This is a genomic window from Streptomyces flaveolus (assembly GCF_044765825.1).
GTDB classification, from domain to species: domain Bacteria; phylum Actinomycetota; class Actinomycetes; order Streptomycetales; family Streptomycetaceae; genus Streptomyces; species Streptomyces flaveolus.
Window position 1 is genome coordinate 68,207 of the sequence record NZ_JBIWKU010000009.1, and the last position, 20,770, is coordinate 88,976.

The 20,770-nt window shown below is 68.8% G+C and carries 27 protein-coding genes and 5 pseudogenes; 18 read left to right on the forward strand and 14 right to left on the reverse strand.

Features of this window, described 5'->3' with window-relative positions:
- Positions 1-78: 78 nt before the first annotated feature.
- A complete protein-coding gene (locus ACIRG6_RS25720) occupies positions 79-498 on the forward strand; it encodes a glycosyl hydrolase (protein WP_364684766.1) in 420 nt (139 codons plus the stop codon).
- A gap of 271 nt (positions 499-769) precedes the next feature.
- On the opposite strand, the gene ACIRG6_RS25725 is transcribed toward ACIRG6_RS25720, so the two are convergent.
- Positions 770-1,234, reverse strand: a complete 465-nt coding sequence (locus ACIRG6_RS25725) for an SRPBCC family protein (RefSeq protein WP_364684764.1) — start codon at positions 1,232-1,234, stop codon at positions 770-772.
- A gap of 46 nt (positions 1,235-1,280) precedes the next feature.
- Here ACIRG6_RS25725 and ACIRG6_RS25730 point away from each other — a divergent pair, with 46 nt between their 5' ends.
- A complete protein-coding gene (locus tag ACIRG6_RS25730) occupies positions 1,281-1,889 on the forward strand; it encodes a TetR/AcrR family transcriptional regulator (RefSeq protein ID WP_403324691.1) in 609 nt (202 codons plus the stop codon).
- An 11-nt stretch (positions 1,890-1,900) separates the two neighbouring features.
- On the opposite strand, the gene ACIRG6_RS25735 is transcribed toward ACIRG6_RS25730, so the two are convergent.
- Positions 1,901-2,251, reverse strand: coding sequence for a hypothetical protein (locus tag ACIRG6_RS25735; protein WP_403324692.1), 351 nt, complete (start codon positions 2,249-2,251; stop codon positions 1,901-1,903).
- A 154-nt stretch (positions 2,252-2,405) separates the two neighbouring features.
- On the reverse strand, positions 2,406-3,290 hold the full coding sequence (locus tag ACIRG6_RS25740) for a LysR family transcriptional regulator (RefSeq protein WP_403324693.1): 885 nt from the start codon (positions 3,288-3,290) through the stop codon (positions 2,406-2,408).
- Positions 3,291-3,350: 60 nt separating this feature from the next.
- On the opposite strand from ACIRG6_RS25740, the gene ACIRG6_RS25745 reads away from it, so the two are divergent.
- The 3 genes and pseudogenes from ACIRG6_RS25745 to ACIRG6_RS25755 form a co-directional block, all read left to right on the forward strand.
- The gene (locus ACIRG6_RS25745) at positions 3,351-3,716 is read left to right on the forward strand and encodes a DoxX family protein (RefSeq protein ID WP_403324694.1); all 366 of its coding nucleotides are present in this window, start codon (positions 3,351-3,353) and stop codon (positions 3,714-3,716) included.
- A gap of 433 nt (positions 3,717-4,149) precedes the next feature.
- Positions 4,150-4,347: a hypothetical protein gene (locus tag ACIRG6_RS25750; RefSeq protein ID WP_364684756.1), complete on the forward strand. Its 198-nt coding sequence runs from the start codon at positions 4,150-4,152 to the stop codon at positions 4,345-4,347.
- A gap of 444 nt (positions 4,348-4,791) precedes the next feature.
- A pseudogene (locus ACIRG6_RS25755) lies at positions 4,792-4,928 on the forward strand (IS5/IS1182 family transposase); the annotation flags it as partial.
- 70 nt (positions 4,929-4,998) lie between these two features.
- Here ACIRG6_RS25755 and ACIRG6_RS25760 read toward each other — a convergent pair.
- Together ACIRG6_RS25760 and ACIRG6_RS25765 are read right to left on the reverse strand one after the other, a co-directional pair.
- Positions 4,999-5,496, reverse strand: coding sequence for an LGFP repeat-containing protein (locus tag ACIRG6_RS25760; RefSeq protein ID WP_403324695.1), 498 nt, complete (start codon positions 5,494-5,496; stop codon positions 4,999-5,001).
- A gap of 177 nt (positions 5,497-5,673) precedes the next feature.
- Positions 5,674-5,824, reverse strand: a pseudogene (locus ACIRG6_RS25765) (LysE family translocator); the annotation flags it as partial.
- Positions 5,825-5,889: 65 nt separating this feature from the next.
- On the opposite strand from ACIRG6_RS25765, the gene ACIRG6_RS25770 reads away from it, so the two are divergent.
- Positions 5,890-6,042: a hypothetical protein gene (locus ACIRG6_RS25770; RefSeq protein WP_403324696.1), complete on the forward strand. Its 153-nt coding sequence runs from the start codon at positions 5,890-5,892 to the stop codon at positions 6,040-6,042.
- A gap of 297 nt (positions 6,043-6,339) precedes the next feature.
- Here the strand turns inward: ACIRG6_RS25770 and ACIRG6_RS25775 are convergent, their stop codons facing one another.
- On the reverse strand, positions 6,340-6,573 hold the full coding sequence (locus tag ACIRG6_RS25775; RefSeq protein ID WP_403324697.1) for a DUF6342 family protein: 234 nt from the start codon (positions 6,571-6,573) through the stop codon (positions 6,340-6,342).
- Between the two features lie 322 nt (positions 6,574-6,895).
- Between ACIRG6_RS25775 and ACIRG6_RS25780 the strand changes: the two are divergent.
- Together ACIRG6_RS25780 and ACIRG6_RS25785 are read left to right on the forward strand one after the other, a co-directional pair.
- Positions 6,896-7,114 (forward strand): annotated as a pseudogene (locus ACIRG6_RS25780) (IS701 family transposase); the annotation flags it as partial.
- A gap of 265 nt (positions 7,115-7,379) precedes the next feature.
- Positions 7,380-7,850, forward strand: a complete 471-nt coding sequence (locus ACIRG6_RS25785; RefSeq protein ID WP_403324698.1) for a hypothetical protein — start codon at positions 7,380-7,382, stop codon at positions 7,848-7,850.
- Between the two features lie 387 nt (positions 7,851-8,237).
- Here the strand turns inward: ACIRG6_RS25785 and ACIRG6_RS25790 are convergent, their stop codons facing one another.
- The gene (locus ACIRG6_RS25790; RefSeq protein WP_403324699.1) at positions 8,238-8,483 is read right to left on the reverse strand and encodes a hypothetical protein; all 246 of its coding nucleotides are present in this window, start codon (positions 8,481-8,483) and stop codon (positions 8,238-8,240) included.
- Between the two features lie 248 nt (positions 8,484-8,731).
- Between ACIRG6_RS25790 and ACIRG6_RS25795 the strand changes: the two genes are divergently transcribed.
- On the forward strand, positions 8,732-9,043 hold the full coding sequence (locus ACIRG6_RS25795) for a hypothetical protein (RefSeq protein ID WP_403324700.1): 312 nt from the start codon (positions 8,732-8,734) through the stop codon (positions 9,041-9,043).
- A 26-nt stretch (positions 9,044-9,069) separates the two neighbouring features.
- Here ACIRG6_RS25795 and ACIRG6_RS25800 read toward each other — a convergent pair whose 3' ends face one another.
- Both ACIRG6_RS25800 and ACIRG6_RS25805 read right to left on the reverse strand, forming a co-directional pair.
- Entirely contained in the window at positions 9,070-9,429 is a 360-nt protein-coding gene (locus ACIRG6_RS25800; protein ID WP_403324701.1) for a hypothetical protein, read from the reverse strand.
- 89 nt (positions 9,430-9,518) lie between these two features.
- Complete coding sequence (locus ACIRG6_RS25805; RefSeq protein WP_364822190.1) at positions 9,519-9,848, reverse strand: hypothetical protein; 330 nt, start codon at positions 9,846-9,848, stop codon at positions 9,519-9,521.
- Positions 9,849-9,999: 151 nt separating this feature from the next.
- On the opposite strand from ACIRG6_RS25805, the gene ACIRG6_RS25810 reads away from it, so the two are divergent.
- From ACIRG6_RS25810 to ACIRG6_RS25820, 3 genes are all read left to right on the forward strand, one after another.
- Complete coding sequence (locus ACIRG6_RS25810) at positions 10,000-10,338, forward strand: hypothetical protein (protein WP_364684742.1); 339 nt, start codon at positions 10,000-10,002, stop codon at positions 10,336-10,338.
- A gap of 46 nt (positions 10,339-10,384) precedes the next feature.
- Positions 10,385-10,639 carry a hypothetical protein gene (locus tag ACIRG6_RS25815; protein WP_364684740.1) on the forward strand — a complete coding sequence of 85 codons (255 nt, stop codon included), beginning with the start codon at positions 10,385-10,387 and terminating at the stop codon, positions 10,637-10,639.
- A gap of 86 nt (positions 10,640-10,725) precedes the next feature.
- On the forward strand, positions 10,726-11,175 hold the full coding sequence (locus ACIRG6_RS25820; RefSeq protein ID WP_403324702.1) for a hypothetical protein: 450 nt from the start codon (positions 10,726-10,728) through the stop codon (positions 11,173-11,175).
- Positions 11,176-11,273: 98 nt separating this feature from the next.
- On the opposite strand, the gene ACIRG6_RS25825 is transcribed toward ACIRG6_RS25820, so the two are convergent.
- From ACIRG6_RS25825 to ACIRG6_RS25835, 3 genes are all read right to left on the reverse strand, one after another.
- Complete coding sequence (locus ACIRG6_RS25825; RefSeq protein WP_403324703.1) at positions 11,274-12,017, reverse strand: hypothetical protein; 744 nt, start codon at positions 12,015-12,017, stop codon at positions 11,274-11,276.
- Between the two features lie 702 nt (positions 12,018-12,719).
- Positions 12,720-15,233, reverse strand: a complete 2,514-nt coding sequence (locus ACIRG6_RS25830) for an excinuclease ABC subunit UvrA (protein ID WP_403324704.1) — start codon at positions 15,231-15,233, stop codon at positions 12,720-12,722.
- Between the two features lie 23 nt (positions 15,234-15,256).
- On the reverse strand, positions 15,257-15,790 hold the full coding sequence (locus ACIRG6_RS25835) for a pyridoxamine 5'-phosphate oxidase family protein (RefSeq protein WP_365024103.1): 534 nt from the start codon (positions 15,788-15,790) through the stop codon (positions 15,257-15,259).
- Between the two features lie 146 nt (positions 15,791-15,936).
- Here ACIRG6_RS25835 and ACIRG6_RS25840 point away from each other — a divergent pair.
- A pseudogene (locus ACIRG6_RS25840) lies at positions 15,937-16,132 on the forward strand (hypothetical protein); the annotation flags it as partial.
- Between the two features lie 238 nt (positions 16,133-16,370).
- On the opposite strand, the gene ACIRG6_RS25845 reads toward ACIRG6_RS25840, so the two are convergent.
- Positions 16,371-17,135 (reverse strand): hypothetical protein, encoded by a 765-nt coding sequence (locus ACIRG6_RS25845; protein ID WP_364684730.1) that lies wholly within the window; start codon positions 17,133-17,135, stop codon positions 16,371-16,373.
- Between the two features lie 505 nt (positions 17,136-17,640).
- On the opposite strand from ACIRG6_RS25845, the gene ACIRG6_RS25850 reads away from it, so the two are divergent.
- The 3 genes and pseudogenes from ACIRG6_RS25850 to ACIRG6_RS25860 all read left to right on the forward strand — a co-directional run.
- Positions 17,641-18,666, forward strand: a complete 1,026-nt coding sequence (locus ACIRG6_RS25850; protein ID WP_403324705.1) for an RHS repeat-associated core domain-containing protein — start codon at positions 17,641-17,643, stop codon at positions 18,664-18,666.
- Between the two features lie 115 nt (positions 18,667-18,781).
- On the forward strand, positions 18,782-18,997 hold the full coding sequence (locus ACIRG6_RS25855) for a hypothetical protein (RefSeq protein ID WP_364684726.1): 216 nt from the start codon (positions 18,782-18,784) through the stop codon (positions 18,995-18,997).
- 210 nt (positions 18,998-19,207) lie between these two features.
- A pseudogene (locus ACIRG6_RS25860) lies at positions 19,208-19,378 on the forward strand (ATP-binding cassette domain-containing protein); the annotation flags it as partial.
- 13 nt (positions 19,379-19,391) lie between these two features.
- Here the strand turns inward: ACIRG6_RS25860 and ACIRG6_RS25865 are convergent.
- Positions 19,392-19,517, reverse strand: a complete 126-nt coding sequence (locus ACIRG6_RS25865; protein WP_364684724.1) for a hypothetical protein — start codon at positions 19,515-19,517, stop codon at positions 19,392-19,394.
- 92 nt (positions 19,518-19,609) lie between these two features.
- Here ACIRG6_RS25865 and ACIRG6_RS25870 point away from each other — a divergent pair, with 92 nt between their 5' ends.
- On the forward strand, positions 19,610-19,945 hold the full coding sequence (locus ACIRG6_RS25870; RefSeq protein WP_364684722.1) for an amidohydrolase family protein: 336 nt from the start codon (positions 19,610-19,612) through the stop codon (positions 19,943-19,945).
- Positions 19,942-20,328, forward strand: a complete 387-nt coding sequence (locus ACIRG6_RS25875) for an amidohydrolase family protein (RefSeq protein WP_364822354.1) — start codon at positions 19,942-19,944, stop codon at positions 20,326-20,328. The genes ACIRG6_RS25870 and ACIRG6_RS25875 overlap by 4 nt, the downstream gene beginning before the upstream one ends.
- The last annotated feature ends 442 nt before the right edge of the window (positions 20,329-20,770 follow it).

A 20,770-nucleotide genomic window follows, 5' to 3' on the forward strand; every position in this document is an offset into this window, starting at 1 on the left:
GGTGGGAACCGCTTCTCCGCGTGCGCAGACTACGAGCACCGACTGTGACGGCCTCCCGGCCGTGAACGAGGGGAACGAATGATGCGTACGACGAAGAAGGCGGCGGCAGCGCTGTCCGCCGCGGCACTGCTCTCCGGCCTGCTGACCCTGGCCGGCGCCACGACGGCCGGTGCCGCCGACGGCTGCAACAACGACAACGGCCGAACCGTCCGGACCGCGTTCGGCGGCCGGGGGCAGGGCATCGAGCTGCGGGTGAACGGCTCGGGGAACAGCACCTGCGCCTGGGGGCGCATCGTCGGCGGAGCGCCGGGCATGCACGTCTGGGTGGACCGCAGCAGTGACGGCGGCCGGACCTGGGAGCCGCAGCTCGGCTGGAGGGAGATCAGCAGCGGGGGCAGCGTCTGGACCGAGGCGTGGCGCGACAGCAACGGCAAGCTGATGCGCGCCTGCGGCGACTCCGGCTACAACACGGCGATCACCTGCACCGCCTGGTACTGAGCTGCTGCCGGGCGGTCTTCCGACCGCTCGGCACCGGGCAACGGCGCATCTGCGCGCAGCTTCTGCCGAATTCGTTCTGCCCTTGGCTCGGGCCTTCGGCGTACCGGTGGGGTGTCTCCTCGGGGCGGGGAGGTATGTGCGCGGCCTGCGCCAAGAACAGGCGTGTGCACTTGGTTGGGACGCAGCGCCGGCTAGAGGAGTTCGTGCCCGAGGGCAGGGCCCCGGTGGGTGTCGGGCCTGCGCCGGGGAGAAGGGGCGGCACCTACCGCCGTCAGGATTCGGCGGTGGACACGTGGCAAGCCAACTCGGTGGCCAGGCGTCGCATGACCGTGCGGTTGGCGTGCCGCATCGTGGCCCGTACGACGGGGGCCAGCAGCCGGTCGGCGAGCGGGGCGCGTACCCACGTGTACGTGAACGAGACGCGGGCCCCGCCGGTGGGCAGCGGTTCGATGGTGTAGGTGCCGCGGCCCTGCCGCCGGCCGGCCGCGCTGACGTTGCGTTCGACGATGCACCGAGGGGCCTCGGCCTCGACGACATCGATGGTGACGTCGGTCTTCGTGCCGCCCAGCGCGGCGGTGACCGTGGCGCACGATCCGATGCCCCTGGCGGGGCCGGTGTAGCGCCAGTTGGTCAGGTAGTGGTCGGTGAACCGCTCGTGGTTCGCCATGACGTCGAGGAAGCCGTAGGCCTGCTCGGGAGTCTGAGGTACGTCGATCGACACGGTGACAGACTTCATGTACCACACGGTACATGCGCCATGTACCGATTGGTACAGTCGTGACATGGTGACCATGGACGACTCGCATCCCGACGGCGAGGCCGAGCAAGGCGCGCACGGGGATCGGCGCGCACAACTGGTGGACGCGGCTGTCGACCACGTCGCGGCACACGGCATCGCGGACCTGAGTCTGCGCAGGCTGGGCGCCGCGATCGGCGTCAGCCACCGCATGCTGATCCACTACTTCGGCTCCAAGGAACAGCTGCTCGTTGAGATCGTCCGGACGTCGGAGCGACGCCAGCGCGACGTGCTGTCCCGGCTCCGCCTGGAGCCCGGTCTCTCGCCCGCCGATGTCGCGCGGCTGCTGTGGCAGCAGCTCACGGCCCCCCGGCTGGCGGGTCAGGAGCGGCTCTTCTTCGAAATCTGCGGGCACGCGCTGCGCGGCCGCCCCGAGGCCGCCCCGGTCCTCGAAGGGCTGGTGACGGACTGGTTGGAGCCGCTCGCGGCCGCCGAGGTCGGGGCGGGGGCGGACCCTGCCCTGGCCCGGAACCGGGCCAGGCTGGGACTCGCCACTGTCCGCGGCCTGCTGCTGGACCTGCTCGCCACCGGTGACCGCGCCGGCGTCGACGCGGCGATGGAGGAGTGCCTCCGGCTGTACTACGGCTCGGAGTGAGGAGTCACCGATCAGGCGTAGCGACTGGGCCAGACGTCGCACCACCGTTCCAACGACGGTCTCGGAGCGAGCCCGGCCTCGCGGGCCGCAGCCCGCAGGTCCTCGCCGATGCCGTCCAGCGTCGCCGGGAGGCGGGAGCGCCGCCGTGCCGCCATGCCGTGGTCCCAGCACAGGTCAACCCAGCGCGGCCCGGCATCCGGGAAGACGACGGCACGGGCGGTAGCTGCCTGCTCGCCGCGCACCGTGGAGAGGTGGGGGCGGCGCCGCCTGGACGCGGGCGAGGTCTGCGCTCGGGCGGGCGGGGCCGGGGCCGGGCGCGTGGGGTCGATGCCGTGCTGGGTGACCAGGTCGGTGGGCTCCATGGCGTCTCCGTTCGCCCACTGATCCGTCGCAGCGAAGGTTGAGCGTTCTCATCGAACATTGAGTGCCATCCGGTCCTGGGCGTTCAACGCGGCCGCCACCGGTAGTAGTGCCGATCCGGCCGGGCAGCATGCCGTTGGTCTCTCGGCCCCGTCCTCATCTCCGACTCAGCCGCCGCGTGATGGCCTGGAGCAGTTCATTCAGCACCGTCTCGTGCATCCGCCGCCGAGGCCGGGCCAGCCCTACCCGGGTCGGTGAGAGCCCGCGGACCGGACGGAACACCACGTCCGGGTGGGAGTAGAAACGGGCCGCCGACGCCGGGGCCAGTGCCACGCACCCGCCGGCCACCGCTCCCAGCCACTCGTCGGGACGGCTGGTCACGGCGCCGACCCGAATGGGGTGCTCGTCGTCTCGCTCCTCCGCCGCCAGCCAGTGTTCCCTCCAGGCTCCGGTCTCGGCTCCGGCCGCGACGAAAGGCTCGTCCCACAGCTCGCAGAACTCCACCGTCTCGTAGTTCGCCAGCGGATGCCGAGCCGGCAGCAGCACTCCACGGTCCTCAGCGAACAATTCCCGCACCGCGAAGCTCTCCTGCCCAGGAAACGGCAAACGCACCACTGCGGCATCCACCTCCCCGCGGGCCAGCCCGGCGCTCGGGTCCGACCAGTCGAACTGCCGCAGTTCCACCCGCCACTCCGGCCATGCGCGTCGGAACTCGGCGATGACCTCGGGGACGGCCCCCACCGCGCCCGCGTCCAGGAAGCCCAGGCGCAGCACCCGCGCCGCCCGGCCGGTCGCCTGCACCGCCTCGTCCCATCCGTCCAGCAGTGCGGGCACCCGCGAGGCAAACTCACGGCCGGCCTCGGTCAGCGCCATCCCCGACCGCGAACGCGCGAAGAGCCGCACCCCGAGATCGTCCTCCAGGCGCCGGATCTGCTTGGTCAGCGCAGGCTGCGAGACGAACAGCCTCTTCGCGGCCCCCGTCAGGCTGCCCTCCTCCGCCACTGCGGCGAAGTACCGAAGCAGGCGCGTGTCCACGTCCATGCCACCAGGTTATAAAAGCAGGTATTGGACGGTGCCAAGGTGCCTGCGAACCCTGGAAGCATGACCGGTACCCAGCTCGCGCTCCTCGTCGTCACCCTGCTCACCGCCGCTGTCAACGTCGGTATCGCCGCCGCTGACCTCACCGGGGCACGCTTCGTGCTCGCCAACTCAGCGCAGGTGGGTGTCCCCCGATGCTGGCTCCCCAGGCTGGCCACCCTCAAGCTCGCTGGTGCGACGGGCCTCCTCCTCGGCCTCTTCGACGCCGCACTACGCCCCCTCGGCGTCGCCGCGGCCTGCGGCCTCGTCCTGCTCTACCTGGGCGCGCTCGCCTTCCACCTGCACGCTCGCGTGCTCTACAACGTCGCGTTTCCCGGCTTCTACCTCGCCACCGCGGTCGCCTCGCTGGCCTTGGCCGTGGCCTCCTGATGGCGACACCACTCACTTTTCGATGAGGACACTCAACCTTCGCTGCGTCAGGACACCCACCCGCGCGTACGCAGTGTGGACTGGCTGCTCTCTCTCCCAGCGGCCGGAGGCAGTCCCGTGATCCTCAGGGCGCGCTGACGCATGGCCGAATCGAGCTACCACGCAGGGGTGAGTCGGCGGTTGGTACTGCGCAGGTTTACGGCGGACCTACACCTGCGGATTGACGCGGCTGTGGACCGTCGCGTCGTAACCTCCCGTTCGTCATGGTGGCCGTCGCGAACTGGCCCTACAGGTTCGGCTCCCGGCGGCCTCAGCACCCGGCGGAAGGAAGTAGCCCATGAAGGTTGCAAAGGCACTGGCAGGAACCGCCGCTACGGGCCTGTTGGTGATCGGCTTAAGTGGCACGGCCTCGGCTGCCAGCCAGGCCCCCGCTGTGGCCGCGGCCTGCTCCACGTCGAAGATCAGCAGCTACACGGCGCAGGGATGGTGCGGCGGCGGCACCACCTGGCGCCTCGGCATCCGGTGCTCCACGGGCAACTATCAGTGGACGACCTGGTACAACTACTCCACCACCACCCGCCTGACGTGCGCCGGCGGCACCCTCACGCACTACTGGATCGACACCAAGTAGCAACCTGATGGTGGACGGGGTGGCGCACCTGCAACGGGCATGGGCGCGCCACCTCGGCACGGTTCGGCACCCATCGGGCAGCCATGCAACGCAGTGCAGCAGGCCGAAGCCGTCCGGGACAAGGTTGAGCCCGGCGACGCGGCAGAACCAGCGGTACAGGACCTTCCCGCCAAGATCGTCCGGGGTAGCGAAAGAGAACTCACGAGGAGTGAGCCCGTGTCCGCCAGTGGGTGATTCGATCGGTGACGACGACGCTCCTCACGGCCACCGACATTGCGGTGCCAGGGGCCTCTGGGAACGCGGAAGGGCCCGCCGGCCTTCGAGACCGGCGGGCCCTTCGTGGTGTTCAGCCTCCTGCTGCTCGGCCGCCGCCTCCTGGCGGCAGCGGGCGCACTGCTCGGGGAGCGGTTGGTCCGACGGGTCGAAGGGGTACCGAGCCGGGCCGAACCCGACGATCACGCGCTCGGACGCTCCCGCGGCGGCGGAGCTCGAAAGTCCATCTCGCCAGCGACAGTCGTGCACGACCCCTGACTCTCTACGTCACCGCAAGTCAGGCCGGCGGTGCTCCGGCGTTCGAGACTTCGTGGAAGACACTTTGCCTTCGGGCAAAGGCATCTGCTGCCCGTGTGGTCCACAGGCAAGGGCCGATGGTCAGGCGCAGATGTTTTCCTCTGACCAGGTGCGCGTGCTTCCACCACCGAGGTCCTGGAAGTGGATCACCGTGCACTGGAAGTTCTGTCGGATCTCGGCGCCGACCTTGTACTCGTAGGACGTGGGGTAGCCCGCGAAGCCCCTCTCGCAGCCGTTCATGCACCAGTAGTCGCCGATGTATCCCCAGACCGGCCACGCGCCACTGCGCGGAGACCAGTAGACCGTCCCGTGGTCGAACTGCTGACGGCGACCGAACCCGTCGGGGTTGACCAGTTCACCCGTGACGGGGCAGCCGAGCGCTCCGACCGGGCCGCCCATGCTGAGGTACCGCTGCTCAATGGCCCCTCCGACCTCTGGCCTGTTGGCGCAGTACGGGGCGGCCGGCGTGGGCGAGGCGGCCGACACGACGAGCACGCTCGCAAGCAAGGCCAGCAGACCCAGCATTGTGACGGTCCGACCTCGTACTCCTCGCCAGACAACCGCACCGAGATAGGTCATGCGTCCACCTTCCTTTCCCGAAGGACTCGTAGGGGGCACGGACCGCGCCCCCTACGGAACACAACGCGTCTACCGTCACCAAGGCAACTGTTCACCACAAGAGGCGTGAACCGGCCAGAGTGCCACCGCCCGCCAACCGGTTAGCGCCACTCCCCCGCGACCCCGGAGACTGCCTCTCGCGGCTCCGGCCAGCCTGATCGTGTTGAGGACGAGGACCGGGGACTCACCAAGGCGCCGATTCCCAGGGCGACGGCGATGACAATGCGTATCCACCAAGTGCGTTGCCCAGTACCGTCCGGCGCCCGTGGGCGAGGGCTCGTCCGATGACGACATCCGCGTGCCACCCGCTTCGGCGGACTGAGGGGTGCCGGTCTTTCCGCTACCGCGTTGGCTATGCCGTCAGCCCGTGCGCGGCTGCGCCGGCGAGCAGCTGCAAAGGGGTGCTGGCCGCCCTGTGACAAGCAGGTCGGGCTCCTCATGCTGGACTACCCCTACGACTCGATCATGGCGGCCCGGGTTTTGGGCCAGGGCTACGCCTCCTGCTGACCGCCATGCGGCACCGGGGCGAGCGCCTCGGTCTCGCGCTGAGCGCGCTCGTCGACATCGGTGTCCACAGCGGGCTCTTCCTCCACCACGTCCCCCGAGGTCGGAGGACGACGGCTCGGTGCTGCGGACGGCGGACCTGATCGCCGCCGACGGCTGGGAAGTCGACCTGCCGCTGTGGGCGGACGCCGCCAAGTGCGGCCCCTGGCACCCGGGCAGCGACTCGCACTGACCCCCGTGCGCCGACGGCCGGGGACCATTGGGACACGCTCGGGTGGGATTCGCCTCGAATCCGCCCCGTCAGGCCGCGCAGCCCTGAAGGATGGGCGGGGTGGTTCCTGGGTTGAAGACCACTCCCCCAGCCGGAACGGTTCGTTCCGCCAGGTACTCGTGCCCGCGTGACCTAGGCAGGGAGCTGATGAGCACATCCTTCTTCGGCGAGTTCGGGTAGACCTGGTTCTGCCGCAGCTTGACGCGGCCGTGGGTGTCCCCCTCGTCCCAGTCGGATGCCACGCCGAGGTCGATGTCAGCCATGCGATTTCCCCTCCGGTTGCAGTGGACGAACGTCGCAGCCGGGCGTCACAGGACATCCCGAGCCGAGCCCAGAACCTACGCAGTTTGTTCACATGAAGGCTTCACATCGCGGGACTATGACTAATTTCCGTCCTGCTTTGTCGTGAAGCGGCCTCAAGATACCGGAGGTGCAAAAAAGCCCGAAAAGAGCCGTGACAGTTCTCGGCGCAGCGAATAGATCGACTCTCTGACCAGCCGGCTGGCCAGATGATCCGAAGGAAACGGCCTAGTACTGCAGCCGCAGTTGTTGTGACCGTTGGGCCGGGCACTCGTTGAGCCGGACATGGGTGGGGACGTCACGGTTGACGATGTGCGGGGCTGGGCGGCGGGGCTGGAGGTACTGCAAGGCCGGATAGGTCAGCATTTCCGTAGATCGGAGCCTCGTCGTCGGGCGGGCGAGTATCTGCGGGGACTGCTGGCGCCGCTGGAGCGGAAGAACGGCTGGACGCTGGCCGAGCAGGCCGGTGAGCGGTGCCCGGACGGCATGCAGCGACTGTTGAAGTCGCGGTTGCCTCCCCAACGAAATCCGCCGCCTGCTGGCCAAGGTCGTCCACACCGTCCGGCACGAGCCCGGACACATCCTGCACTGGTCCCGCTGGCGCCGCCGCCACCAGTACCGAGCCCGCCTCAGCCACTACCGCCGCCGCGGCCACCAACCCCCATAACTACGTCTACAGGATGGGGCCCGTGATCTCCGCCCGCAGCCGCTTCACGCCAATCGCGCGCTACCGTGCAGTTCACGCGTGGCAAGGAGCGACAGGGTGATCATGAACGACGAGACGATCAAGGTGGGCGACATCCTGCGTGTCAGCTGTGCCTTCACCCCCACACGGGTAGTCGAGATGTCAGACTGGCACGTGTCCGTCGCCTGGCCATGGGAGCAGATCGATCCTGACTCTGAAATCCGGTGGAACGGCCAGTACGCCATCCCGCGCAGGCAAGGCTCCTCCGAGTCTCGGCTCAGCCTCTTCCAGACTGATCCTTCCCCCTGGACGCCATCTGCGGGTGATGACTGCGGCGTGGGTATTCCCGAGCAGTTGGTACGGGTAATCGACATCGAGCACTGCGATCCACCTCAAGAGGTTGGGTGGCTGCCGCCTCCTCACACGATGCTGATCGTGCTACCCGCCGATTACGAGGACCCTCAAGGGCTCGCTGAAGGCGACACAATCTCCGTACCATCTGCGGCGCCGGTCAGGTTCGAGCGTGTGCAGCAACAATCTGCTCCGGCGGGTTAACAGGCTTGCCCGATTGGCCGGGTAGTCGCGGACCACGGCAACTGCGGCTGCAGTACTAGGCAGGGCACGCGCGAGGCCCCGCATCGATTGGTGCGGGGGCCTCGCACATGCCGTGCCGTCGTGTCGTCCCCCGGGTGCCCGGGGAGCAGTCAAGGCGTAACGGGATGCCTCGTGCCGCGCCAGGGCCATCCCTGCGTGAGCGGGGAACGGGTGCCCATGTCGTCGTGAGCATCCGGGACATCCCCACGTGCGGGGGGAATCTGCCGACGGCGGGATAAGGCCGCCACGGGCGGTGGGGGCGCGTGGGCGGTTGGCGGGATCAGTGCCGGCGCCTCAGGAGGGCGGTGGCCGGCCTGGCCCCGGGGCCTGCCGTCGTACCGCGCTCCCTTACGGGCGGTAGACGCAGACGCAGCGCAGGACGAGGAACGCCGCGACGACGGCGTCCCAGTCGATCACCGCGTTCTGAAAGGCGGTGGACGCCTCCGCCAGGCTCACGGTCTGCGCCTTCGCCGCTGCCGTCGTCTCCGCCTTCGCGGAGTCCTCGCCGCTTGAGCTACTGCAACCGCTCGCCGCGACCATGACCGCGGCCAGAACCAGCGCGCCGGCCGTCTTCCCCCACATGCGTCTCCCCATGACGGGGGATCATCCCACGCCCCTGCGACAGTCAGTGAACAGGTGCCCGCGCAGCGGCAGGGGTGTCGATCTGATCCGTCCAATCTCGACTTCCACCTCTTTCCCCCGAGTTGCATGACAGGCGCCTCGGCAGAACCATGAAATTAGGACTTTTCCGCGAGCGCTCCGATCGCCCCGATGGCAGTGGACTCTGGCGAATCCGTCAGGGGTCTTCGATCTGAAAACTCTCACGGAAGAGGAGCTGAAGCATGGCTACGTTCCAACTTTTGAGGCTGAAGTGCTGGGAAACGACGGACGGAGCAGGGGCCGACCAGGTAGCAATCCTGTTCGGCGGCGAGACGATTTTCTTCGATGGGGAAATGGAAGAGGGGGATGAATGGGAGCGAAATGACACGAGGGAATTCACGGGCTCTGAAAAAGTATGGGTGAAGGAACACGACTCATTTGACAGTGATGAGATCATCGGCTCCTTCTGGGTTTCCGACAACGAGCCGGGCGTGCAGACAGTGGCACTGACGGGCGACGATTCGCACTACGACCTTGAGTACAAGGTCGAGTGACGCACCGGTCTCGTCCGCCAGAGGCGTCAGGCCGCCGTGATCCGCGCGGCACGGTAGGCAGCGATGAGTGCCGTGAGCTGTGGGTTGAACCCCTCGGCTTCCTCCAGCGCGGCGGCCGGGATCGGCTCGTCGTCCGGGTAGCCGAGCGCGGGACGGCCCACGAGGTGCCCGCACAGGGCGTCCAGGCGGTCTAGGAGCGCCGCGTCGCGCGCCTGCTCAGGGTTCAGCGACCGCAGCCACCAGTACCGCTCATGGGGCAGCTCACCAGGGCGTGGGGGGAGCGCCCGGCGGATGCTGTCGGCCCGCTTGGCGAGCGTGTTCCACACCGGTACGCGCAGCACCGCGACCAAGCTGTCGGGGGAAGCTTCCAGGGTGGTGGGCGTCATGAGGCCCACGGTCGCACCCGGCACTGACAACGCACGGCGCCCCGTACGCGGAGGTCCGTCGTACGGGGCGCCGTGTTGCTGCGGTCGGGTCAGCCGGCGCCGATCCCGCCGGTGCTGCCGCCGGTGCCGTCGCCGGGCGACGTCGGCTCGGCCCTCGGGGTGGGCGACGTCGGGATCACGGGTGAGCCGGTCGGCACAGCGGTCGTGGGCGGGTCGGACGGCTCCGGGGCCGCCGTGGGCTCCTGGCAGTCCCAGTCGAACACGGCGCAGCTCGCGGACGGCGATGGCGCCGGGCCCGGTGCCGGGGCGTCCGGGTCGCCACCGAACACGGCGAACGCGGCCAGGACGGCACCGACGACGATCAGGGCGACACCGGCGAGCAGAGCACCGAGACGACGGCGGGACGGACGGTCGGACATGGGGTGGCCTTCCTCCTCGGGAACGAATCCGCGGGAGGGTGGACCACGCGAGCAGCTTGTGACCCGCGCACGTCTACGCTCGGAAACATGAGCACCACCGCCGACATCCCCAAGCCGCCCGTCGCAGACGGCCTCGGGTGTTGAGGGTGTCGTGGCGATGCTGGGGAGCGCCCCGTACCGGGCTGGCCGGTCGTCTTCGTGGCGGAAGGTGCGGCATGCCGAGACGGTGGATGCCGAGGTCGTCGGGTGGACGGGTTCGGCGGTGCGACCGCGGGCGCTCGCGGTGCTGCTGCCGGACGGTCGCGTCGCATTGTCGCAGCGGCTGGAGGCGCAGGTGGCTGCGCAGGCGGCGGTGGCGTTGGTCGACGTCGCCCAGTCCGGGCGGGGGCGGGCGGCCGGGGGCGAGTCGTTCACCGCGGCGCGGACGGGGTTGCTCGTGGAGGTGCTGGCGGGTACGACGCGTCATGCGGTGGTGACGCGGCTGCGGTGAGGCCCCTCCGGATGCAGTCGCCCGGGTGCGGGCTGATGCCGGGGGCATGCCCGGCCGCCCGATAATCGTCGGCCGGCCGTCGCCGAGCGGCGGTCGGCGGGTCCGCGCGCACGGCGAGATTCTGGGGCTGGCGTACGGGCTACGGGACGTCGCCGAGTTCCTGCGACGGGCGGGCCTGGACGACGTGGACGTGGAGACATCGGAGCTGATCGAGTGGCGGGGTGGCGGCCCTGATGTGTGGTGGGTGGAGGAGTCGCGGCCGGGGTGGCGAGTCCGCAGGTTCCGGTCTGGTGGTCGATGAGTACCCCGCGCGAGTGGCCTCGTTTGGTGTCCCGTCAGGTCTGACCGCTACGTTCGGCTTCCGCTCGTAAACGGAGGGTGAAGAACGTGCGTAGGTTCGGGCAGGTACTCGCGGCGGTGGCGCTGCTGGTGCCGCTGGCGGTCGGGTGCGGGGACACCGAGGACACGGCCGGCGACGGCAAGGCCGGGGGCGGCGCCGCGGCGTCCGCACCGGCGCCGAAGAAGTCGACGTCGCCGGCTGACGTAAAGCTGGTCAAGAAGGGCTGGGAGGACCACGACGTGTGGGGGCCCCACTCGTACGTCGTGCACTGGGAGCTGACCAACACCGGTAAGGAGCAGGGCAACTTCTTCGCCGGTTTGGACTTCCTCGACAAGGACGGCGACGTGCTGGGGTCCACGGGGATCACAGCGGACAAGGTCGGGCCGGGCAAGACGGCGCGGGGCGACTCGGCGTCGCTGGACGTCGAGATCGACAAGGGCGAGATCAGCGACATCGTCGACGCGAAAGTGTCGACGGTGGAGCGCTTGGACTACTAGGCCGTTTCGTTCGGATCATCTGATCTCATGGGCACAGCGGCCCGACTCGCTGGTATGCGGGCCGGACCGCTGTCCGGTCACGGAGGGGCGTTGATCAGCTAGGCCAGCAGGTCAACGGCGTATACGGAGGAGTTGGCAGTGTCGAGTCGCCAGCCACCGACTCCCGGCGCGCAGACCACACTGCTGTCGGCGGTATTGGATACGTTGGTGCCGGTGTTAAACGGCGTATTTCCCGTGTTGGGCAGCAGGTTCGTGTAGAGACTGGTGCCGTTGTTGTAGACGCACTGGTGCAGGTTCAGGTATCTGCCGCTGGCGCCGGTCACGTCCGCCGTGTACAGCGCGGAGTTCACGGAGTTCAGGGGCCAGCCGCTGGGGCGGCCACATTCCAGGGCAGTGTCCTTGGTGGTGGAGATGCTGGTGCCGGTGTTGAAGGTTTCGTTCTTCGTGTTCGGCAGCAGGTTCGTGTAGTGGGTCGAGCCGTTGTGGTAGACGCACTGGTGCAGGTTGAGGTACTTGCGACCGTTGCCGAACCGGTCTCCGTTGTAGACGGCGGAGTTCACGGAGCTGAGGGCCCATCCGCCGGCGCCTGAACCGCATGCCACCGTCGAGTCGTCGTCTGCGGAGACGTTGGTGCCGGTGTTGAACGGCCTGTTCGCCGTGTTGGGCAGCAGGTTCGTGTAGAGGATGCTGCCGTTGTGGTAGACGCACTGGTGCAGGTTCAGGTAGCCGCGCGATCCTGCGGCCATCGCGGGAGTCGGCACCATCAGCGACAGCGACAGGGCACACGCACCGCCAAGAGTCAGCACTGCCGACTTCGCACGGCCTACCTTCGCACGATTCACTTCTGCTCCTTTCGATGCTCCTCCACCGCTCCGGCGACGCCGGACAGCAGAAGGAGCCGACACAGAGAAGCACGATCGCTAACGCTAGGTGATAAGTTGTCGCGGCCCGGTACCCGAATGAGGTGGTCAACCACCTCGCAGGAAGGACGGGTTGTCGTACCGCTTGACGGCCTTGGACTGGGGAACGCGAAGCCGACCCTCGGGCGGTTCCCTTCGGTGATCCAAACGAAAGTCCCTGGGTGGACGGCCGGCGGCGGGCGTGGCCGGGCGGAAGGGCAGCGCGGACCAGGGTGACAACGGCCGCGACCGCCGGGAGGCCCAGCATGATGCGGAACGTGAATCCGAGGACGTTCGCGTGCAGCAGGCCGTTCAGTGCGGCGAGGGTGAAGCCGAACCCGCCTGCAGCCAGAGGTATCCGGCCCGCCGGAGACCACACGAGGACCAGGACTGTGCCGCCGGCGAGCACCACAGTGAGGAGGGAGAAAAGCACCGTCTGAAGTGTGACGTTGATCGGTAGCTGGCGGATTTGATCGGTAGTTGGCGAGCCATGGTCTGGCGACTGTGAGTTGTGGTCGTGTACGGAGATACGCGGCGGCTCGGGCTTGCACCGGGACCGGGGCAAGCCATGCGTGGCCCGTGGCGAACGGACAGCCGCCGCGGACCACGCATGCGACCCTGCTGGTCGCGCCGGCACGCCGCACGTCAGCGCCGTGCATCCTCCGAGGCGTCCAGGAGTGGCAGGCCGGCCGCGTACCGGCGCAGGTATCCCGCGGTGGGAGTGTCCGCGCCGGCGACGGTGTCGGGGGTGCCCTGCGCGACCACTGCGCCTCCGTTGGGGCCGGCTCCCGGTCCGAGGTCGATCAGCCAATCCGCGGACGCGGCGACGGGGATGTCGTGTTCGGCCACGACGACGGTGTTGCCGGAGTCGAGCAGCATGTCGAGCGCGTCGACGACCCGCTGGATGTCGGACGGGTGCAGGCCCGAGACGGGTTCATCGAGGATGACGAGGCCGGCCTTGCGGCTCGCCGCGCCGCGCTGGATCGCGGACGCGAGTTTGAGGCGCTGGGCCTCGCCGCCGGACAGCTCGGTGGCGCTCTGGCCGAGTCGGAGGTAGCCGAGCCCGACCCGGTCGAGCGCAGTGAGGGTCTCCGCGAGCTGCCGGGGTTCGGTGAAGACCTCCCCGGCCTCGGCGACGGTCAGGTCCAGCACCTGGTCGACGGACAGCCCCCGGTAGGTGACCTCCAGGGCCTCGGGTCCGTAGCGCCGGCCGTTGCACGTGTCGCACACCACCCACATGTCGGGGAGGAAGTGCATGTCGACGAGCCTGCGGCCGTAGCCGGTGCAGGTCTCGCAGCGGCCGCCGGTGGTGTTGAAGCTGAACCAGGAGGCGTCGATGCCGCGCGCGCGTGCCGTATCGGTGGCGGCGAACAGTTTGCGGACGATGTCGAACGCCTTGCTGTACGTGGCCGGGTTGGATCGCGGCGTGCGCCCGAGGGGTTCCTGGTCGACCACGGCCACCCAGCCGAATCCGTCGAGTCCGGTCACCTCGCGCACGGTGTCGGCGGCCGTGCCTTTGAGGGCGGCCGCCGCGCCCGCGGCGAGTGCGCCCAGGACGCTGCTCTTGCCGCTGCCGCTGACCCCGGTCAGGCAGGTGAGCCGCCCGGAAGGGAGGCGCAGCAGCTCCGCGGCCGTGTTGTGGGCGCGCAGGCCGTGCAGTTCCACCCAGTCAGCGTCATCGCGGACCGGGCGGGGGGTACGGCGCAGCCGCGGCCCGTTGCCAGCCAGGTAGCGGCCAGTGGCCGAGGTGGGGTTGGCGGCGGCCAGGGCGGGTGAGCCAGAGACCAGGACCTCGCCGCCGAGGCGGCCCGCGCCGGGGCCCATATCGACGATCCAGTCGGCGCGGGCGATCAGTTCGGGGTCGTGTTCGACGAGGAGGACGGTGTTGCCGGCTTCGCGCAACTCCAGCGCGATGCCGAGGAGGTGATTCTTGTCCGCCGGGTGCAGCCCGGCGCCGGGTTCGTCCAGGATGAAGATGACGTCGCTCAGCTCGGTGCCGAGCTGAGCGACGAGCCGGGTGCGCTGCAACTCGCCGCCGGACAGTGTGGCGGCGCTGCGGGACAGCTGCAGGTGGGCCAGGCCAAGCCGGTCCAGGAGGCGGATCCGGCGTCCGAGGTCTTGCAGCAGGGGCTCGCCGACGGTGCGCTGCCGGGTGTCGAGGGAGTCGGCGACGTGCCCGGCCCAGCGGCGGACCTCGCGTACATCCACGTCCAGCAGCTCGGGGTAGGTCAGGCCGCCGAGACGTACGGACCGGGCGACCCGGTCGAATCCGCTGCCGTGGCAGGTGTCGCATGGCTGCTTACGCATGTACGGGAGGTAGCGCTGCTTGGCGTCGGCCGTCTGGGCGTTGACGAACACCCGTTCCACCTCGGCGAGCGCGCCGCGCAGCGGTTGGCTGGAGGTGTAGGTCATACGAGCTGTCTCGTTCTTGTTCGGGATGTCGATGGTGGCCTCGACCGCCTCCTCGCCGGTGCCGTACAGGACCTCGTGTTGGAAAGCCGCGGGCAGCGACTGCCAGGGGCGGTCGAGGTCCACGCCGCGTTTGGCGGCGAGTGCGGGGACGAACATGTGCTCTCCGGAACGCCATTTGGCGTACCAGGGGGAGGCGCCTTCGAAGAGGGGGAGGTCCGGGCGGGTGATGACGAGGTCTTCCTGGGCCTGCCAGCGTCCGCCGGCGCCGTGGCAGTCCGGGCAGCTGCCTTCGGGGGTATGGCGGTCGAAGTGCGCAGTGGTCAGGGCGGCGTCCGCGGCCGGGTCCGTGTCCGTGCCGATCCGTGGGAGGCGCGAGTAGAGCAGGCCGAGGTGCCCATCGATCCCGGTGATGGTGGCGATGGTGGAGCGGGGGTTGCGGTTCAGGCGGCGCTGGTCGACCGCGAGTGTGGCGCTGAGGCCGAGGATGCGGTCGACCTTGGGGCGGTTACGCTGGGTGATGTACTGGCGTACGAACGGTGAAAGGCCCTCGAGGTACCGCAGTTGGGCCTCGCTGTGCAGGGTGTCGATGGCGAGTGAGGTCTTGCCGCTGCCGCTGACGCCGGTGAAGGCGACGAGGCGGCCTTTGGGGATGCTGACGGACACGTCGCGCAGGTTGTTGGTGCGGGCGCCCACGACGTCGATGGTGTCACGCGTCTTGCCGACCCCGGCAGCGGGTGGGGCCGGCATGCGCGTGTCCGGTACGGGCGGGGTCACGCCTCGTCCGCCTTCCCGCCGAGCTTTGCGAGGTCGGGGGCGAACACGGCCATCCACTGCGGGTGCAGTCGGTAGAAGACCACGTCGTTGTCCCAGTCGAAGGCGTCGTCGCCATAGAAGTCCCGGAAGTACGCGAGCAGGTCCGGCCAGTCGGCGGCCGGCTTGCCGTCTCGGGGGTTGAGGACCTCCGCGGTGCCGTGTGTGAACACGCCCAAGTCCTCCCCGCGCATGTGCGCGGCGCTGACGGCGGGCCGGGCGGCGAGGTGCCGAGCCTTGGCGGCGCCGCGCGCGGTGCCGAAGTGCCATTTGCCGTGCAAGAAGTGCCCGTCCACGCCGCTGACCCGCGGCTCGCCCTTCGCCGTCACGGTGGACAGCGCAAGCGTGCACATTCCAGTGAGCACACCGGTGAGCTGCTCGGCGGTGAGCGTGCGCTCGCTGCTGATGATCGACCGCAGGTGCGCCGTGGAGCGGGCGAGCGAGGCGTCGAGGAGGGCTTGGAGCCGGTGGAGATCGTCGGGTGTCTCACGCATGAGGGTCCTTTTCTGTCCGTCGTCCCGGCCCGCGCCACCACGGCACCGACCGGCGTCCCCACTGTCTCCATAAAACCCGACATCTTCTGTCGTATTTCTTGCGGTGTCCTCTGCACCCTGCCATCGGGGTGTGGGCAGGCGTACGGCTGCGGACACCGCGACCCTGCGCCGCGCCCACGGCTGGGCGGTGCTGGATTGTTCCGGACGGGTTGTGGGAGACCGCCAAGCTGTTGATCCCACCGTCGAAGGTGCGGCCACAGGGCGGCGGGACGCAGGACACGCCTGATGAGAGGCTGTTCGCAGCGAACATCTACGTGCTGGTCAGTGGCTGCGCCTGGCAGGGACCGACGTACATGACGCCGGCGAGCGCCACTCGATCGGGAACACGCAGCCGCCCCGCTTGGCGATGGCGCCGTTCGGGGGGGGCGGCAGCAGCGGGGCCACCCGCTCCCACAGGTCGTCAGGAACAAGATCAGCACGCACGCCGGACACCCTGCCGACCAAGATCGTCGAGCGCAAGACCCACGGCTCAACTCATTCTGCAAACGATCAGTAAGGAGGTCCTCACGGAATGACCTGCTCAGTGATTGATCGACAGCGGGTTGGCCGGCGTGTCACCGCTGTTCGAGTCCCAGGCGCCGATATTGACGAAATTCCAGCCCGCTTCCGGTATGTGAAACGTGTATTCGAAGTAGGACATGGCACGCTCAAGCCGAAAGTTATCATTTCGGTACACCACTGGATCGTTAGGGTTTCTGAAGATTGCCCAGGAAATGGCCACGCCACCTCCCATGGTGAAATCCATTCCATGGGTTCGCACGTTAGAGCTGCCGATGTTCTCTCCAGTGATGCGTGGCTTCATCGGATAGGGGAGGCAGAAATTGAGTGTGCTTTCGATGCCGATGGGGCTATAGTGATTTCCTCCGTCCGCCGGACAGAACGAGTTGGACATGAAACCGCCAAAGAATAGCACCTGACATTTCCAGCAATTGCGCCAATTGCTCTGAAGGTGATCGCCGTCACCTAGACCGTAAACCAGTCTGTAGTTGAACGCGGGGTCACCGTGCACGTGGCCGTGGCCGGGGCGAGCCGGGCAGACGCCATCCTCCCCGTAGTTCGGTGGAACATCCGGATGGCCAGCAAAGTAGAGAACGTAACAGTACGTGCATCGCCGCCAATCCGACTGGTCGGAAAGAAACGGCAGCGATGCCTCGCCCAGGGTGAACTGCGCCCCTGCGGGTTGATGCATCCCGCCCTTCGGGCACTTCCCCATGTCCCAATCCGGACCGTCGCCGTAGAAGCCGGCGTAGAAGAGCCCTTGACAGGCCGAGCAGTTCCGCCACATGAGTACACCTTTGATGTTCCGAACAAGTCTGCGTCTATGTCCGTGGTGCCCCGCAAAAAACTCTGCGCGTTTAGGGGTCTCGCGTAGGGTTCATTACTCGCACTATGGAGCCGTCTCGGGTGAGAGACATCTGGATGCACCCGTTCAGGTGAATCGGTGCAGGGCGCTGGCCGGCCGTCGATATGGTGGGTCGATCCGAGCTGCTCTCGCGCCAGTATTGCTCGACCGCAGAAGCGACGTTCAGGCCGATGGTGAGCGGTGCTGATCCGTTCGAGATGCAGCGGGGAATCTGCTGACGCGGCACTACAATTCGAGTGTAGCCGCTGGTTCTGGGCCGGGCGAGATCTCCGCGGGGGGAGTGATCGCCTTGTCGGACCCGGCAACCCCAGAAGAGTGGCGGGGCGCCCTGCGAGCTGAGGGTGTCCCGTTCATCGAGCTCCCCGGCTGGACAACCCGCGGCCGTGACGCGGCTACCGGGCGGGTCTTCGGCCCGGTCCACGGCGTCTTGAACCACCACACGGCGGGGATCGAATCGCTGGCGACGGTCGCCTGGAACGGCGTCCCCGGCCTCCCTCCGCCTCTGGCGCACGCGCTGCTACGCAAGGACGGCGTGGTGGTCCTGGTCGCCGACGGCCGTGCCAACCACGCCGGCCCCGTGGCCGAAAACGTCTTCCGGGCGTCCAAGCTGAACCACTACAGCTCGGACGCCGACAGCCCGCGCTGGATCGTCGAGGACACCGCGACCGGAGAGGTCACCCGCAACGTCAACGGCTTCGACGGGAACCTGGTGGCCACCACCGCCAAGACCGGCGGCACGGTGCACCACCTGGTCAACCTCCACGGCGACGTGGTGCTGGAGCTTCCCACCACCGCCGGGCAGGCCCCCACGGTGCTGGCCACGGACGAGTACGGCAACCGCGCCGAGGGCTCTGCCCCGGTCCGGTACGGCTGGCACGGCAGTCAGCACCGCTCGGGCGAGACGCGCAGCAACCTGCTGCTCATGGGCGTGCGGCTGTACAGTCCCGCCACCGGCCGGTTCCTGTCGGCCGACCCGGTTCCGGGCGGCAGCTGCAACGCCTACGACTACGCTTGCGCCGATCCGGTCAACAGCGACGACGTAACCGGCTGCGCCACATGCCGGGTGCCCAAGCAAGCCTGGACGGGCCGCAGTTTCACCACGGTGCTGCGCACCACCCGGTGGACCTACGGCAGTTGGCAGAACTACAACCACCACTGGGTGTGGGACGTCGTGAGCGGTGACAAGGGCCCCGTGCCGATCACCGCCTGGAAGCGCCAGTACCGCTACCGCAAGCAGTACGTCTTCAAGTGCAAGGTCGTGGCCTGGTACGGCTGGGGCAAGCAGAAGATCCTGGCGACGCACGAGACCCGCTACCAGTACTCCTACCGGGACCGCACCACGTACCGGATCGCCTTCACCGGCATCAAGTGGACCCGGACCGGTTGCTGGAGCTGGACGCGCACGTCCCGGACGTACGTCTCCAGTTACCGGATCGTCTACACCAGCGGGTGACGGACGGTCGTCGAACCGCCGGGGGCGGGTGCCGCGCCGAGTGCGCGGTGCCCGCCCCCGCTCGTCGTGCACCGGCCGTGCGGTCCGGGCGCGGCGTCGGCGTATCGTGGTCACCGTGAAGAGAGTCCGTCCGTACGTCGTCCTCGCCTATGCGGCGTGGTGGGCATTTGTCACCGCTGTCCTCTGGGTAATCGGTGAACTCGTGGGCGAGCAGGCGGGGTTGGCGGCGTGCGCCGCCTCCGCGGTGCTGGTGATCGTGATCGGGGAAGCCGGTGACCGCGTGCGGCGGCGGCGCGACGCCCGACGTGTGGCGGCGCGCCGCCACGCATAGGGACGGCACCGTTCCCGGTCGGCGCCCGGCCCCGCGATTCCTCGTGGCACCCGCTCCCGCCCGGTCTTCCACTCGACCGTTCACGGCAGTCGCTCACACCCCGCCTGCCCAGAACCGGCGACGCGCAGGCGGGCGCGGTCGCCGTGCTGCGCACCTGCGGGAAGGCGTCCGGTCTCTTCCGCAACGCCGCCTGGGCGACCTCGCCGTCCGGGTCCCCGACGGGCGCCTTCGCTCGGGCGGCTGCTCGTCCTCGACGAACCGGTGTCGGCGCTCGACGCCTCCGTGCGGGCCGGTGTGCTCAACCTGCTCTCCGACCTCCAGGACGAACTGGGCCTCGGCTACCTGTTCATCTGCCATGACCGCTCCGTTGTACGGCACTTCGTCGTCCCCGCACCTACGGGGGTAGCTCCTCCATGGTCCGTTCGACCGTGGCGACCTTCAGCACTCCGAGCACGCGCAGCACGTCGCCGCGCAGGTTGTTCGACGACCTCGTCGGGTTCTCCTCACGCTTCCCCGCCATCAGCTGCGCTCCCTCCCGTCGTCTGTCGCGCGCGGCCACCTGCCGAGCGCCGGCCGCGCCCGGCCGCAGAGGGCATCCGACCCCCGGACCCGATGATCAGGCCCGACCGGTTCGGCTTCTTCGCCACCCTCACCCTCCCCGACGTCGAGGGCGCCGTCGCCGAGGCTGGCCACGCCCTCGACGAACTGGGCGCCGACGGAGTCGTCCTCCTCGCCAACAGCAAAGGCGTCTACCTGGGCGACAGCGCCTTCGACCCCCTGATGGACGCGCTGAACCGCCGCTCGGCCGTCGTCTTCGTCCACCCCTCGGCCCTGCCCGCCGACCCGGCCCCGGACTGCCCGCTTACGCAGCCGACTTCCTGCTCGACACCACACGCGCCGCGGTCAACCTCGCGCGCTCCGGGTGCCTGGAGCGCTGTCCCGACCTGAAGATCATCCTCTCCCACGCCGGCGGCTTCGTCCCGTACGCCGCCGAACGTCTCTCCCACCACTGCGCCCCCGACGGCACACCTCAGGACGGCCTGGACCGCCTGCGCCGCTTCTATCACGACACCGCCCTGTCCTCCTCCCCCTACGCTCTGCCCAGCCTCCTTGCCTTCGCCGACCCCAGCCACATCACCTACGGCAGCGCCTGGCCCTACGCCCCCAGCACCAAGTCAGCTCACTTCACCCGCATGCTCGACGACTTCCCGCTCCCCGATGACCAGCGCCACGGCATCAACCGTGGCAACGCAGAGACACTCTTCCCACGACTGGCTCACAAGCGGCCCTCGTCCACCGCGGCGTTTCCGTCAAACACGGCCTATCGGTGATCGTTCATCGCCAATGTCTGTGGAGGGCTGGTTCACTGCTCACCCGAGCCCTCTTTCACTACGGGCATCGGACGCGCGCCATCCGTTGCCATCTTGCCCGTGAGGCGTACGGTTAGCGGCGCAATGCAGGGTCTCAAGCAGACCGAGCGGGGGCTCGCGCCCGGCTCAGGGACCGTGGTGCGGGCGCTGCGAGGTCGACTCCGACCTGGTGCCCGCGATGTGGAAGGGCGACCGCCTCCGCCTGATCAGGGAAGAGGGCCAGCCAGTGCAACTCAGGCCTGCGGGCGGGCCATCAACCGTGCATGCGAGAGGATCAAGGGCGCCCTGGCCCGTTACGTCGGCTTCCTCGCAGACGTCGGCGGACACGGGGCCCGGCAACGAGCCCGGCGGGTCGCCGGGCTCGTTGCCGGGGGCAGGCAGAGATGCCCCAGCTGTCGCCGCT